At 67.1% G+C, this 14,417-nt stretch carries 14 protein-coding genes; 6 read left to right on the top strand and 8 right to left on the bottom strand.

Annotated elements, in window-relative coordinates; translation table 11 throughout:
• Positions 1 to 50 precede the first annotated feature (50 nt).
• The 8 genes from fae to HDG34_RS34575 all read right to left on the bottom strand — a co-directional run bounded on the left by fae (position 51) and on the right by HDG34_RS34575 (position 7,586).
• A complete protein-coding gene (gene fae / locus HDG34_RS34540; protein WP_184067342.1) occupies positions 51 to 560 on the bottom strand; it encodes a formaldehyde-activating enzyme in 510 nt (169 codons plus the stop codon).
• A 184-nt stretch (positions 561 to 744) separates the two neighbouring features.
• Positions 745 to 1,647 carry a triphosphoribosyl-dephospho-CoA synthase gene (locus HDG34_RS34545; protein WP_184067345.1) on the bottom strand — a complete coding sequence of 301 codons (903 nt, stop codon included), beginning with the start codon at positions 1,645 to 1,647 and terminating at the stop codon, positions 745 to 747.
• A gap of 5 nt (positions 1,648 to 1,652) precedes the next feature.
• On the bottom strand, positions 1,653 to 2,624 hold the full coding sequence (locus HDG34_RS34550; RefSeq protein WP_184067348.1) for a RimK family alpha-L-glutamate ligase: 972 nt from the start codon (positions 2,622 to 2,624) through the stop codon (positions 1,653 to 1,655).
• Complete coding sequence (gene mch, locus HDG34_RS34555; RefSeq protein ID WP_260321431.1) at positions 2,621 to 3,661, bottom strand: methenyltetrahydromethanopterin cyclohydrolase; 1,041 nt, start codon at positions 3,659 to 3,661, stop codon at positions 2,621 to 2,623. The genes HDG34_RS34550 and mch overlap by 4 nt, the downstream gene beginning before the upstream one ends.
• The gene (locus tag HDG34_RS34560; protein ID WP_184067351.1) at positions 3,624 to 4,847 is read right to left on the bottom strand and encodes an ATP-grasp domain-containing protein; all 1,224 of its coding nucleotides are present in this window, start codon (positions 4,845 to 4,847) and stop codon (positions 3,624 to 3,626) included. The genes mch and HDG34_RS34560 overlap by 38 nt, the downstream gene beginning before the upstream one ends.
• Before the next feature lie 11 nt (positions 4,848 to 4,858).
• Positions 4,859 to 5,785 carry an NAD(P)-dependent methylenetetrahydromethanopterin dehydrogenase gene (locus HDG34_RS34565; RefSeq protein WP_184067354.1) on the bottom strand — a complete coding sequence of 309 codons (927 nt, stop codon included), beginning with the start codon at positions 5,783 to 5,785 and terminating at the stop codon, positions 4,859 to 4,861.
• A 103-nt stretch (positions 5,786 to 5,888) separates the two neighbouring features.
• Complete coding sequence (locus HDG34_RS34570; protein ID WP_184067357.1) at positions 5,889 to 6,914, bottom strand: beta-ribofuranosylaminobenzene 5'-phosphate synthase family protein; 1,026 nt, start codon at positions 6,912 to 6,914, stop codon at positions 5,889 to 5,891.
• A 273-nt stretch (positions 6,915 to 7,187) separates the two neighbouring features.
• Positions 7,188 to 7,586 (bottom strand): 4a-hydroxytetrahydrobiopterin dehydratase, encoded by a 399-nt coding sequence (locus HDG34_RS34575; protein WP_090809095.1) that lies wholly within the window; start codon positions 7,584 to 7,586, stop codon positions 7,188 to 7,190.
• 418 nt (positions 7,587 to 8,004) lie between these two features.
• Between HDG34_RS34575 and HDG34_RS34580 the strand changes: the two genes are divergently transcribed.
• From HDG34_RS34580 to HDG34_RS34605, 6 genes are all read left to right on the top strand, one after another.
• Positions 8,005 to 9,822, top strand: coding sequence for a methanol/ethanol family PQQ-dependent dehydrogenase (locus tag HDG34_RS34580; RefSeq protein WP_184064735.1), 1,818 nt, complete (start codon positions 8,005 to 8,007; stop codon positions 9,820 to 9,822).
• A 164-nt stretch (positions 9,823 to 9,986) separates the two neighbouring features.
• Positions 9,987 to 10,406 (top strand): c-type cytochrome, encoded by a 420-nt coding sequence (locus HDG34_RS34585; RefSeq protein WP_090810412.1) that lies wholly within the window; start codon positions 9,987 to 9,989, stop codon positions 10,404 to 10,406.
• Between the two features lie 31 nt (positions 10,407 to 10,437).
• On the top strand, positions 10,438 to 11,349 hold the full coding sequence (locus HDG34_RS34590) for a substrate-binding domain-containing protein (RefSeq protein ID WP_184067360.1): 912 nt from the start codon (positions 10,438 to 10,440) through the stop codon (positions 11,347 to 11,349).
• The gene (locus HDG34_RS34595; RefSeq protein ID WP_184067363.1) at positions 11,346 to 12,116 is read left to right on the top strand and encodes a hypothetical protein; all 771 of its coding nucleotides are present in this window, start codon (positions 11,346 to 11,348) and stop codon (positions 12,114 to 12,116) included. The genes HDG34_RS34590 and HDG34_RS34595 overlap by 4 nt, the downstream gene beginning before the upstream one ends.
• A 5-nt stretch (positions 12,117 to 12,121) precedes the next feature.
• On the top strand, positions 12,122 to 13,126 hold the full coding sequence (locus HDG34_RS34600) for a LysR family transcriptional regulator (protein WP_184039165.1): 1,005 nt from the start codon (positions 12,122 to 12,124) through the stop codon (positions 13,124 to 13,126).
• Positions 13,127 to 13,380: 254 nt separating this feature from the next.
• Positions 13,381 to 14,403 carry a MoxR family ATPase gene (locus HDG34_RS34605; protein ID WP_184067366.1) on the top strand — a complete coding sequence of 341 codons (1,023 nt, stop codon included), beginning with the start codon at positions 13,381 to 13,383 and terminating at the stop codon, positions 14,401 to 14,403.
• The last annotated feature ends 14 nt before the right edge of the window (positions 14,404 to 14,417 follow it).

Genomic DNA, 14,417 nt, shown 5'->3' on the forward strand with positions numbered 1-14,417 from the left:
AGGAGGCGGGGCCGGCAACGGCGCCGCGTCTCCTGCGCTTGCATGCGCCGTCAGTTCGGCGCGAACGGATGCGCGACGCTGCCCTTCTTCGCCATCACTTCAGCCGCGCTCGGGTCGCCGCTGACCGCGCGCTTGATGGCCTCGCGCGTCGCCTGATAGTTGAACTGCTGGATCTTCTTGTCGTCCTCGGCCTGCCAGTGAATGAACACGCCGACGCAGAGGAACAGATCGTCGGCTTCTTCCTGCGGGATCGTGCCGTCCTCGACACTGTCGGCCACCGCGAGCGCGACCGCGTGCTGCGCCGGGCCGAACATCTGCACGGCCTGCTTGGCGCCTTTGATCGTCACCTTGTTGAACAGGATCGTATTGGGCTTCGTGATGAGATTGGGCGCGACGACGGCGAGCAGCGACGTGAAGCCGTCCTTGTTGTTGGTGAGGGCGTTGCAGAACGCGGTTTCCGCAGCCGAACCTCGCGGTCCGATCAGCAAGTCGATGTGCGCGACCTCGTTGCCGTCGCCGACGAGCGACTCACCGATCATGACGCGGTTGATCTTGGCCATTCTGTTCCTCCAAAAGAGTAGGTATGGACCTGCTGACGAGGCGCCGCCCGCGATCGTCCGGATCAGCATCGCGCGAGCGGTGCGGGAATGCACGGCGGTAGTAACTAACAGGTTCCGTGCCAGTTGTGGCAAAGGGCCTGCTGGCGCGCCTGTCCGGGTCGTGTTCAGTCCAGACGATTCAGGGTTAACCGCGCCCTTCGACGCAGCGCGCAAGAAACAGCGTGGCCACCGCGAGGTCAGCGCTGGTGCCGGGATTGATCGCGCGTGCCTTCAATTCGGCGTCCCAGGCGTCGAGTTGCGGATCGCTTGCCGAGCAGCGTGCGGCGGATCGCGCCTGGCGCCAGCGCGCGTGCTGTTCGCGTGCCACGAGCGTGACACTCTGCGCCAGCGCGCGGCCGTGCTTGCGCACAATGTGAGAGTCGGGCCAGCCGCCGAGGAACGCGAGAAACACGTTGAGCATCGCGATTTCGCCTGGATCGGCGGGCGCGGGTTCGGGCGTTGGAATCGAGGCTTCGAAGTAGGCGGCGAGGCCGGTGTCGAACAGGTCGGCGAAACCGTTCGCGTATTGCCGCGCGATGCTGTCGCGCTCGCTGGCAAGCCGCATCGCGTCGCGCAGGCCGATCGTCGGCGGTGCGTGGACCGATTGCTCGGGCGCGTCGCCGAGGCCGCCGGGATTGGCGAGCGCGATCGCGCGGTAAGCAAGCCGAGCGTCTTCGACGTCGAGCCGGCTCAGCACGTCGCCGACGGCCGCGCGCCACGCTTGCGCCGACACCGGCGCTTCGCCGGTTTCGTCGAGGGCCGCGGCGAGCGGCGCGACCAGCAGCACGATGCCGAGATTCGTATTGCAGCCGACGGCCGCGCGCGTGCGCGTGACCGCGTCGAGAATGCGCTGTCCGACGCGCTCGCCGCGCGCGAATAGCGCGTCGAGCGACGCGTCCGCGCTGGCGAGGAACTGGGCCGCGTGCATGCCGTGGCCGGGGCTTTGGGTGCTGACGTTGCCGGGTTTCGGCGTGGTGACGTCGAGCGCGCAGGCTTCGAGGAAGGCCGCGCGCGCGTGCTCGACGGGAATCGCATGAGTGTCGGGCATCGCGCTCAAGCCCGGCGCTGCGGAGGCTGATCGGGCAACCCGGCGCTAGCGGCTTGCTCGGCCAGCCTGCGATCGAGCAGATCGTCGACGAGCGCCGCCGCGACATCGAGCGGCACGACCGACTGCAACCCGCGCCACGCGGCCACGCCGTTGACTTCGAGCACGAGGGGCAGCGCGGCGTCGTCGGCATTCGGGATCAGGTCCACGCCCGCGTAGTCGAGCCCGAGCGCGGCGGTTGCGCGCACTGCCGTCTGTGCGAGCGGGACCGTGAGCTCGGCGGGCTCGCAGCGCGCGCCTTGCGCGACGTTGTGAATCCAGCCTTTGCCGCCGCTGCGCCGCATTGCCGCGACCGCCTTGCCGCCGATCACGAGCACGCGCCAGTCGAAACCCGGCCGGTCGCTCGCGACGAAGCGCTGCAGATAAGCGACCTGCCGATAACGCGCGAGCGATGGCAATGGCGCGAGCAGCCCGCCGCGCGCGCCGAGCCGTTTGAGCCCGTGGCCTTGCGAGCCGAACAGCGGCTTGAGCACGACCTGACGGCCGGCGGCCGCTTCGCGCATCAGTACGCGTTGCGCGAACGCGGCGGATTCGCCGGCCCAGGTGGCCGGCGTCGGCACGCCCGCGCGATGCAGCAGGAAGCTCGTCATCGACTTGTCGACGCTGCGCTCGATCGCGCGCGCGTCGTTGTACACCGGCACGCCCGATTCACGCAGCGCGTGCAGGATGCCGAGCCGCAGCGTCACCTGCTCGAAGCTGCCGCCGGCGATGCCGCGTACGAACACCGCGTCCGGCAGCGTGCGGCCGAAGCCCGGAATCGCGAGGCCGTGCGGCAGCCACGTGGTGTCGATGCGGCAATCCGCGAGATCGACGCAACGCGCCTCGGCGCCGCGCGCGCGGAACGCCTTTTTCAGCCGGCCGGTGTGCCAGCCGGTTTCGTCGGTCATGATCGCGATGCGCACGCCTGATGTGATCATCATCGCGCGACGGACTCGCCGCCCCACTGTTTGCGCAGCAGGCCGCCGTCGAGCCGGCCGCCATGATAGGTCGCGCCGCTTTCGAGGCTGCTGACCCACACCTCGGCGGGCGCGAACAGCGCGGGATCGATCTGATAGAAGTCGAAGTTGACGGCCGTGAAGACGTCCGCGAACGGCCGGCCGTAGTCGCGCGAATTGGCGGAGGGGAGGGTGTCGGCGAGACGTTGCGCGATCTCGTCGTGCTGGACGCTCAGGTGCACGCGGCCTCCGTACAGGATCGCGTCGTTGGTGCGGCCCATCGCCTGAATGCCGTCGGGCGCGGGCGGCGGCAGCGGCGCCGAGCCCGTCCCCGCGACGATCTCATCGAGCGGTACGCCGAGCACATGCACCTTGTGCAGCGCAACTTCGACCACGCGGGCGACGACCTGTACTGTTCCCGCGACAGAGTGTGTCGGCGTGACGATCAGCGTCAGGTGTTCGGGCGCGAGGCCGCAATCGTGCAGCACCTTGTCGATCACGACCTGCGGCGGCAGGCGGTCCACTTCGAGCACCAGCGCGCCGCGCTCGTGGCGGTCGCGATAGCCGAGTTCGTCGAATAGCAGCTCCTTGACCGCGAGCGCGCGCGCGGGCCCCGAGCCTAGCGAAAAGAATTTCTTGCCGCCGGTCTGCTCCCTGGTCGCCGACAGGCTCCAGCCCGCGTACTGGCTGCCGAGACAGGCGAGCACCGGCGACGATGTGCTGACCTCGAGCATCGTCGGCCACAGCGGCGCGGCGTCGAAGTTCGCGCGTACCGCGACGCGGCCGAGACCGCCCATGCAGATGCGCGCGATCAGCACGCCGGCGTCGAGGCTGCCGCGCGCGTCGACGCCGGCGTCGGCGATCACGGTGCCATCGCGCGTGCGCGTCAGTGCGACGCCGAGCTGTGCCGCTTGATCGACGAGCCGTGCTACGAGGCGCTCTGAAAGCGCGTTCACGCTCGGCAACGCGGCGGGCGGGAAAGTCTCAGCTGTGGGCGTGGAGGCAGGCATGGTCGGGTTCATCGCAGGTTTCGATTCGTTGGACGACGCGTTCGTGCTGCGCGTCGAGCGCGGTGAACACCGCGTCCACCGATGCCGCTCGCACTTGCAGCGTGCAGACCGGCTGCCCTGCGTCGATGCGGGTGCCCGGCATCGGTACGTCGCGGCATTGCGGATCGCGCAGGCAGGCGTCCGAGAACGCGGCCGAGACGCTGAACGGCCGCTGCGCGAACAGCACGCGCTGACCGGCACGCCAGCGCGGCGCGCGGGCGAGCGCGAGGCTCGCGGCCGACGGCGCGCGGCCGTGGCGGCACGCGTCGAGGTGGCAGGCGAGCAGGCCGGCCGGCCATGCATCGGGCGACGCGGTTTCGTAGAGCGCCATCGTCGACGAAGGGCGCGGGTTGATTTCGAGCACGTCGAACGAGGTGCCGTCCGACAGGAAGTCGCAGCTGTTGATGCCGACGAGGCCGGTGTTTGCGCACAGCGCGTCGAGCGCTTGCTGCACGCGCGCGATGAACGCTGGCGGCAAGTCGATCGGCCCGATCGAGCCCGCATGCACGAAGCGCAGATCGCCGATCGCGCAGGTGAGTTGCTCGGCGAAACCGATCAGATGCGCGCTGCCGTGCGCGCCGATGAAAAGCGCCGACAGCGAGCGGCCTTGGCCAATGCGCTGGAAGTAGCCGTGCGCGGAGTCGGTCGTTAAATGGAACGGGTCGGCCGCCTCGATGTGCGTACCGCCACAACCATCCGCCTGCTTGAACAGCCAGCCCTCGGCCGTCGCGGGCCGCTCGAACGACACAGCCGGATGCGCAATCCGCAACGCGTCGAGCAGCGCGAAAAAACGCCGCGGCTCGCGCACGGCCGCGATCGCCTCGGCAGCGTTGCCGAGAAAGCGCGGCAAGCCGGATTCGCGGCACAACTGAGGCATCAAAGGTTCGAGCCCGCTGCCGCCGATCCAGCCAAGCAAACCCGGCAAGCGCGCGACACGCGCAAGCGCATCGACGAGCCGCGCCCGGTCGATCCCGAGCGCGCCATCACCACGGCCGATGTCGAACCATAGCTCGGCGGCCTCGCGCGTGTCGCGGTCGCCGAAGACATCGAGCGCGGCGACATGCAGGCCGGCGCGCGCCGCGGACTGCGCGAGCAAGCGCGCGGACTGCCCGACGACCGCGACCAACGGCGCATGCATGAGCGGGCGGTGCGACTTCATGACGACCGCGCTCAGCCGAGACCGGCCGCGACCGCGCGGGCCTCGTCGTAGGCTTCCGGGAAGCCCAGGTAGACCGGCTTACCACCCGTGCGCATGCGCACGAAGAGGCGATGCTCGACCTGATATTTGACGTTGCCGATCGCCAGCGCGCCGATGCCGACCGCGCCCGCGTTCGGCACGCCGTCGATCGGCTTGCCGTCGTTCATCACATTCACGCCGGCGATCCCTTCGGGCGGCACCGCGTTGACGTCGGCGGCGACGAGCAGGCGCTTCGCATGCACGAGGTCGTCCCTGCCGACCACCTGCGCCCCCGCGACGGCGGTGGCGAGCACGATTTCCGCGTCGGCGAGCGCGCCGCGCAGTTCGTCGGGCGTCGTGGCGCTGATGCCGTTCGTGAAGATGCCGAAGCGCTCGTTGACTTCGGCCGAGGCCCCGAGCGCGCGATTGCGGTCGTGGTGGCTCGCGATCGTCACGTCGGCGCCGCGCGCCGCGGCGATCGCCGCGGCGATGCGCCCGACCGCGCCCGTTCCGCCGAGAATCAGCACGCGCTTGCCGCCCAGCTCCACGCCGTGCTGTTTGCCCAGATGCCGCTCGACCAGCGCGACGAGCGCGGCCGCGGTCGTGTAGGAACCGCTCGGATCGGCGAACACCGAGACCTCGAACGGCGGGACCATCGCGCGGCGCGCGGTGTCGAGCATGTCGGCGGCCTGCATCACGTCCCGTCCGCCGATGAAGATGCCGGTGCGCGACACCCCTTTCGGGCCGCGCGAGAAGATCGCGTCCTGCGTCAGATTCGCGACCATGCCCGCTTCGACGTTGCAATACGGCACGATGACCTGATAGCCGGCGTCGGCGGCCATGTTGACGTCGAACGGACTCATCTGCGGCGTGGCCGTGAACATGTGCAGGATGTAGGGCCTTTCAAGGGTTTCTGACATGGCAGGGGCTCGTTTTAGTGGCAATCTCGGGGACGGCGCAAGGCAAGGCCGCGCCGCGCGTGGCAGCGCCTTATGTAAGCGGCGGCCTGAGCGGTGCAGCGCATCATGCGGCGTCGATGTGCGGCGCGCGCGCCTCGGCGCCGCTGATCGCCGCGCCGCTGTTGCGGCCCGCGACGACGCTGCATGCGATATGCGGCAGCGCGCTCGCGGCGGCGCGCGCGGTCGCGAGCGCGCGGTCGGCCTCGCGCGCGCTCGCGAGCACCGCGAAGCCAGTCGGGCCCCACGAGGTCTGGCCGATGCCGGCGGTGCGTTCGGCGGCGACCGCGCGCAGTACGTGCTCGACGTCGGGACTCGCGAACACGCCGCCTTGCGCGCTCGCGAAATATTCGCCGATGGTCTGCTGCAGCTCGGTGAGACCGTGCGCGAACGGCGCGAAGTTATGTTCGGCGGCGCCGGGCAGGATCTGCATCAGCACCAGATGGCACAGATGCGCGGCGAGCCGCTGCGGAAACGGCGCGAGCGATGCGAGCGCGCTGCGTTCCTCGGTACCGTGCAAGCCCTCGCGGCTGTTGTCGCTGACGAGCAGCACGCGCCACGGCTGCGGAAACGGCTGGCGCGACAGCAGCGGCGGCATGCTCTGGCGCAGATCGCCGGGCGGGCCGCCATCGAGCAGCAGGCCGCCGCACTCGAAGCCGAGTATGCCGATGCCGGAGCGGGCGCCGCGACCGAGCAGACTGGCGAGCTCGGCGCTCCTCGCCGGCTGGCCGACGAGGCGCGCGAACGCGGTGCCGACCGCCAGCGCCAGCTGCGTGCCGGAGCCGAGGCCGGTGTGCGCGCGCGGTGCCTCCAGCACGTCGATCGCAAGTGTCGCCGGTCCATAGGCAGCCTGCAGCCGCGCGAGATTCAGCGCGATGCGCTCGCGCTCGGCCTCGCTGACCACGCCGCCGATCTGCTCGCGTTCGGCGAGCCGCGCTTCGATCCGCGTGCCGTGCGTATCGATGACGAGCCCCAGGCTGCCGAACGCACGCCCGAGCGACGCGTTCGGATCGAGAAAGCCCAGATGCAGCCGCGCGGGCGCATCGATCGTGATGGGGGCGCGTGGCGGCAGGCGGCGGAGCTGAAGCGGCATCTCGAGTGTCCTCAGGTGTCCTTGCGGGTGCGCAAGACCGGGTTCGGCCGCGGGGCGTCCGCAACGCGTCGCGGGTTCCAGCGATAGTGCGCCCGGCGACGTCAAGCGAAAGCCGTACCAGGCACGCGCAACGGCCGCCGCCGCGGGTTCGGCCCACTGGAACCTCTAAACGGGCACGCCGCGCCCCACGCGGTTTCGCCGCCGCATGGACGCTGTGTGACGCCGAAGGCGCACTGTGTCACGCGCTGTTTCATCCGGCGACAGGAACGCGTGTCAACTGCCTTGCGCGGGTTTGGGCGCGTCGTACTTGATATAGCGGAAGCGCTGATCGTCGGCGGGCGTGCCTTCGAGCGGGCCGTCCTCGAGGCCGGGCTGCCAGTGGACCACCGATTCGATCTTCGTCGCGAGCGCGAAGTCCTTGTCGGTGATGCCCTTGGCGCTGTGCGTCTTCAGCTTCACGGTCACGAAGGCGTACGAGACCGTCAGATCGGGGTGGTGCCAGGCGGCTTCCGCGAGGTGGCCGACGGTGTTGACCACCATCAGCGTTCCCTTCCAGCCCTCGGTGCGGTATTTGCGCCGCAGCCAGCCATCTTCCAGATACCAGTGCTGCAGCGGACCGACGAGGCGCTGCTGGATCTCTTCGTCGGTATAGACGTGCTCGGTGTTTGCCATGGCTGTTGCTCCTCGAATGCGCGAATCGATCGCCGAACGAAGCATCGTTGCAAGTGACAGGCCCGTGCCGCGGCGTGTGATTCGCAAAGGACACGATTCGTATCACGCAAGTGACACAGTATGTGCCGCATCGCGTGACGCAGGCCCTTCAGCTTACCGCCATGCAAGCATCGGCGTGCAACGCCCGAGTGCCGCGACACCTCGCGCGTGCCGAGTCGCCGGGCCAGCGCAGCCAATAGCGGCAAACGTTGCCGCTATTCCGGCATGGAATATGCGTCGGCCGTTCATGCGTCGCGAAGCCCGACATCGAATCGGGATAGCGCGTTAATCGTTACCTGCACTCGAGAAGGCGCGCACGATGCGATGAGGTAGCGTGGGTCATTCGTGAGTTGAACAGCAGGACAATTCTGGAGGAGACATGAACTTACGCACTGTAGTTCTTGGGCTCGCGATCCTCGCATCCGCAGCCTTTGGCTCTCTGGCTGCGCAGGCCGATTCGCAGCTCGACGGGCTGATGAAAAATCCAGCCAACTGGGCGGCCCAGGCGGGCGATTATGCGAATCACCGCTACAGCCCGCTCAAGCAGATCAACGAGAACAACGTCGGCAAACTGCAGGTCGCATGGACCATGTCGACCGGGGTGCTACGTGGCCATGAAGGCGCGCCGCTCGTGATCGGCGACACGATGTATGTCCACTCCCCGTTTCCGAACAAGGTCATTGCGGTCAACCTGAAGGATCAGACGTTCCTCTGGCAGTATCAGCCGAAACAGGACGAGCAGGTCGTCTCCGTGATGTGCTGCGACACCGTCAATCGCGGTCTCGCGTACGGCGACGGCAAGATCTTCCTGCAGCAGGCCGACACCAAACTCGTCGCGCTGAACGCGAAGACGGGCGACGTGGTGTGGACCGCGCAGAACGGCAATCCGAAAGCCGGCGAAACCAACACCAACGCGCCGCACGTATTCGGCGACAAGGTGCTGACCGGGATCTCGGGCGGCGAGTTCGGCGTGCGCGGTCGTCTGATCGCGTACGACATCAAGACCGGCAAACCGGCCTGGACCGCGTACAGCACGGGCCCCGACAACGATATGCTGCTCGACCCGCAAAAGACGATGACGTACTCGAACGGCCAGATGGTGCCGGTGGGCGCGGATTCGTCGCTGAAGTCATGGAAGGGCGATCAGTGGAAGCTCGGCGGCGGCACCACGTGGGGCTGGTATGCGTGGGATCCGAAACTCAACCTTGTGTACTACGGTACCGGCAATCCGGGCACATGGAACCCGACGCAACGTCCGGGCGACAACAAATGGTCGATGTCGATCTTCGCGCGCGACCTGAATACCGGCATGGCCAAATGGGTCTACCAGATGACGCCGCACGACGAATGGGACTATGACGGCGTCAACGAAATGATCCTGTCCGATCTGACGATCAACGGCAAGCAGGTGCCCGCGATCGTGCACTTCGACCGGAACGGCTTCGGCTATACGCTCAATCGCGTAACCGGACAGCTGCTGGTCGCGCAGAAGTACGACCCGGCGGTGAACTGGGCCGACCGTGTCGACCTGCAAAGCGGCCTGCCGATTCGCAACGCGGCGTACTCGACGCAGGCGGCCGGCTCCGATCACAACGTGAAGGGCATCTGCCCGGCGGCACTCGGTTCGAAGGACCAGCAACCGGCGGCATACGATCCGAACTCGCACCTGTTCCTCGTGCCGACCAACCACGTCTGTATGGATTACGAGCCGTTCGATGTCGACTACGTGTCGGGACAGCCGTATGTCGGCGCCACGCTGTCGATGTATCCGGGCCCGAACGAGGGCAACGCGATGGGCAACTTCATCGCGTGGGATGCGAGCAAGGGCAAGATCGTCTACTCGAAGCCGGAGAGGTTCTCGGTGTGGTCGGGTGTGCTGGCGACCGCGGGCGGCATCGCGTTCTACGGCACGCTGGAAGGCTACCTGAAGGCGGTGCGCATCAAGGACGGCAAGGAACTGTGGCGCTTCAAGACGCCGTCGGGAATCATCGGCAACGTCTTCACGTATGAGTATCAGGGCAAGCAGTACGTCGGCGTGTATTCGGGCATCGGCGGCTGGGCCGGCATCGGCATGGCGGCAGGTCTGGAGAAGCCGACCGAAGGTCTGGGTGCGGTCGGCGGCTACAAAGATCTCGCGAAGTACACCGCGCTCGGCGGCACGCTGTTCGTGTTCGCGATTCCTGGCGAGAAGAGCTGAACGAACGGCTGAAATGAAAGGCTGAACCAGCGGGGCGGCTTGAACAGGCACGGCCGCCCCGTCAGCCTCGCGCAAGCATTGAATCACCCCCAGATCGCGCCCGTTGGTGGATGCGTCGATGAAACGCATCGGGGCGCGGCTTATTCCCAGATGGAGACATGTGCATGAAAGGCCGATCTATCCTGTTGCTCACGGTGTTGCCCGCAGCGCTCGTCGTGCTGCCCGTCGGATACGCGCAGAACAATCCTTCGATTGCGCAGGTCGCGTACAAGGTGGTCGACGGCACCAAGGTGGACAGTAATACGCTGCTTGGCTGGAAGACGTGGCGCGCGCTCGCTTGCGAACGCTGCCACGGCGCGCAGCAGCAGGGCATGGTCGGGCCGTCGCTGATCGACGCGTTCAAGACGCTGGACAAGACCGAGTTTCATCGCACGGTGTTCGGCGGCCGGGTGGACAAGGGCATGCCCGATTTCAGCACGAGCCAGATGATGCAGAAGAACTGGGAAAACCTCTACGCGTACCTGAAAGGGCGCTCCGATGGACAGATCAAGCCGGGCGATCTGAAGGCCATCGACGCCAAATAACGCCGTGTCGTCATTCTTCCGGAGGCTCACGATGCGTGATAAGAGAAGCATGTCCGTGCATGTCAGCGTGATCGCGGCCGCGTTGTGTGGCGCGGCGCTCGCGAGCGCCGCGGTCCGGGCGGACGGCCCCGCGCTGCCGAACAACGACGGCGCGGACGGCGTGCTCAGGGTGTGCGCGGACCCGAACAACATGCCGTTGTCGAACGACAAGGGCGAGGGCTACGAGAACCGCATCGCGGCCCAGATGGCGAGCGACTTCGGCTACAAGCTCGAATACACGTACTTTCCGCAGCGCATGGGCTTCGTGCGCCACACGCTGCGCGAGAAGGAGGACGGCAGCGAGCGCTATCGGTGCGACCTGATCATCGGCGTGCCGAAGGGCTATGAAATGACGTCGACAACGCAGCCGTATCTGCGCTCGACCTACGCAATGGTGCTGCCGAACCGCCCCGAGTTCGCGAGCATCAAGACGCCCGACGACCTGCTGAAGCTGCCGCCCGATCAACTGCACAAGCTGCGCTTCGGCATCTTTTCGCAAACCCCCGCGGTGGACTGGCTGCTCGGCCACAACCTGATCGACCAGGCGGTGTCGTACCAGGTGCAAAGCGGCGATCCGGCCGTGTACCCGGGCCAGATGATCGAGCACGACCTGCGCGCGGGCAACGTCGACGTGGTGTTCCTATGGGGGCCGATTGCCGGCTACTTCGCGAAGCGCTCCGGTGATTCGGTCAGACTCGTGCCGTTCCCGCCGGGGCCGGGCATCCGCTTCGACTACACGATTTCGATGGGCGTGCGCTACGGCGAGAAGGACTGGAAGGACAAGGTGGATCAATGGATCGGCGCGAATCACGACAAGATCGACAGCATCCTCGCGACCTACCAGGTGCCGATGCTCAAACCGGTCGACGCGCCGGCGGGCAAGCCCGGCGACGCGTCGCAATGACGCGCGCGCGCGGCGCCTGGCTGCGCGCGGCACGCGCCGCGCTGATGGGGACGCTGTGTGTGCTGTGCCTCGCGCCAGCCGCCGCGCGTGCGGCGAGTCCGGCGTCGGCGCCGGGCGGCGACGAGATCACGCCGGCCGAGCGGCTGATTTTTCTGACCGATCATCTGCACGGCGTCGCCGCGCAGACCGAACTCGACTACGCGCTGATCGATTCCGGGCAACCGTCTCGCAGCGCCGATGTCGTCAAGGTGCTGGTGCTGAGCGAGAACAACGCGAAAGGCGACGCACAGGTGTCCGACCATAGCGGCAGCGTGAACCTGCCGATCGGCGGCCTGCAGTGCAATCCGGCAATCATTTATTTTCTCGAACACGACATCGCGGAGATGCAGGGTCTCACCGGCGGGCAGCGCCGCTATTTCCAGCAGCGTCTGCGTCTCGCGCTCGCCGCGGGGCCGCAGATCGAGAGCGTGCCGAGCGAGGTCGGCGGCAAGCCGGTCAGCGCGCGGCGCATCGTCGTGCAGCCTTATCTGAACGATCCGAACGCGGAGCGCTTCGCGCAATACACGGGCAAGCGCTACACGTTCCTGCTCGCAGACGGCGTGCCGGGCCAGGTCGTGCAGATCCGCACCGACGTGCCGGGCCCCAACAACGACTTTGCGCATCCGGCGCATACGGAGTCGTTGAGCTTTCAATCGGCACTGAACAAGTTGCCCTCGGGCAAGGCGCCGGCGAAACCGTCATCGAATGCGCCGCGAGCGAGTCGCTGAATCAAATGCAGAACGCGAGTTTCGCGACGAACCGGGTCAAGCTGAATTTCGTTCGCACGCTGACCCTGCGGCAGTTGCAGATTTTCGTCGTCGCGAGCCGCTATACGAGTTTCGCGCGCGCGGCCGAGGAGCTGCATCTGACGCAGCCGGCGGTGTCGATGCAGATTCATCAGCTCGAAGAGGCGGTCGGCCTGCGGCTGTTCGAGCGCATCGCGCGCAAGCTCACGCTGACCGAAGCGGGCGAGGTGCTGACCCATCACGCGAGCCGCATTCTCGGCGAAATCAAGGACACCGAAGACGCGATGATGTCGCTGAAGCAGGCCGACAGCGGCTCGATCAACGTGGGCATCGTCAGTTCGGCGACCTACTTCGCGCCGAAACTGCTGGCGATGTACTCGCATCTATACCCGAAAGTCGATGTGCACTTCTCGGTCGGCAATCGCGACGCGTTGCTGCGTCTGTTGCAGGACAACGCGATCGATCTCGCGATCATGGGCCGCCCGCCGCCCGAACTCGATACGACGGCCGAGCCGCTCGCGAGTCATCCTCAGGTGGTGATCGCGCCGCTCGATCATCCGCTGTGCGGCGCGCGCCGCTTCGATCTGCAGGAGTTGCGCCGCGACACCTTCCTGCTGCGCGAGCCGGGCTCGGGTACGCGCATGGCCGCCGAGGCGATGTTCCGGCAGCATCTGTTCACACCCGCGAAAACCATCACGCTCGGCAGCAACGAAACGATCAAGCAGGCGGTGATGGCGGGCATGGGCGTGAGTCTGATCTCGCTGCATACGTTGCAGTTGGAGTTGCGCACCGGCGAGATCGCGCTGCTCGACGTGAACGGCACGCCGATCGAACGCGCGTGGCAGGTCGTGCATCTGCGCACGAAGCAGCTTTCGCCGACCAGCATGATGTTCCGGCAGTTTCTGCTCGAGCATGCGGCGGTGCATCTGGAGCAGGAATATGCGCAGTTTGCAGGGGTGTTTGCGAAACCGCCGGTCGGCGCGAAGCGGTAGCGTCATGCGCGCGTTGCGCGACTGCGCTCGTCGGCTTGCTGGTGAACGACGCGTCCCAGGCAGCGTCGATGGCACAGTCTGTACCCGACTGTCGTGACAGGCTGCCAACTTTTCGCATTCGATTTAACTCCTGGGTCCCGTGCGCACGATCGGCATAAACCATGCTTGAACGGAAGGCTGGCGAGCCTCGAAGCGCGTCGACGTTCGAGCGTCGTGCAAATAAACGCCAGCCACCACGGAAGGGGATCGCAGCGATGGTTTCTGGCGAGCAGCTTCAGGACTGGCGTTCTCACGCCCAGCGGATCGAAAACGAAGTCGCGAGAGTCGTCGTCGGTCAGCAGCAAACGCTGAGGCTCATCAACGTCGCGTTGTTCGCACGCGGCCACGTGCTGCTCGAAGGCGGCGTCGGGGTCGGCAAGACGACCGTGTTGCGGGCGTTCGCGCGCGTGGTCGGCGGCGACTTCGAGCGCGTCGAAGGGACGATCGATCTGATGCCGGGCGACCTCGTCTATCACACCTATGTCGATGCCGACGGCAAGCCGCGCATCGAACCGGGCCCGCTGCTGCGCCACGGCGAGCAGCTGACCACCTTCTTCTTCAACGAGATCAATCGCGCGCGTCCGCAGGTGCAATCGCTGCTGTTGCGCGCGATGGCCGAACGTTCCGTGTGGGCGTTCGACCGCGAGCACCGCTTTCCGCACATGACCGTATACGCCGACCGCAACAAGGTCGAGAAGGAAGAGACCTTCGAGCTCGCGTCGGCGGCGCGCGACCGCTTCCTGTTCGAGCTGAACATGCCGACGCCGACCGACGAGGACGCGCGGCGCAGCCTCGTCTTCGACACGAGGTTCCATGACGTCGACGGCCTGCTCGCGCAACTGACACCGTCGATCGTGGCGTGGGAGCAGTTGAACCGGATCGGCGCGGCGATCCAGCAGGGCGTGCAGGCGAGCGAGACGATCGAGCGCTACGTGCACGACATCTGGCAGGCGACGGAAACGCCGGCGCGCTTCGGCATCGCGCTCGACGGCGTCGACATGGAGCAGCTGATTCTCGCGGGCGCAAGTCCGCGCGGCATGAGCGCGCTGCTGCGGGCCGCGCGCGTGGTCGCGTGGCTCGCGGGACGCACGCATCTGCTTCCGGAGGACATTCACGAAGTGCTGCTGCCGGCGCTGGGGCATCGCGTGTTCTTCACACCGATCTACGAGCTACGCCGCCAGGAGCTGGCCGAGGCGCTGATCGCGCGGATCGTCGAGAACGTCGCCGTGCCTCGCTGACCGGCGGCGCGCGC

Source organism: Paraburkholderia sp. HC6.4b, from assembly GCF_014200875.1.
Taxonomy (GTDB): domain Bacteria; phylum Pseudomonadota; class Gammaproteobacteria; order Burkholderiales; family Burkholderiaceae; genus Paraburkholderia; species Paraburkholderia tuberum.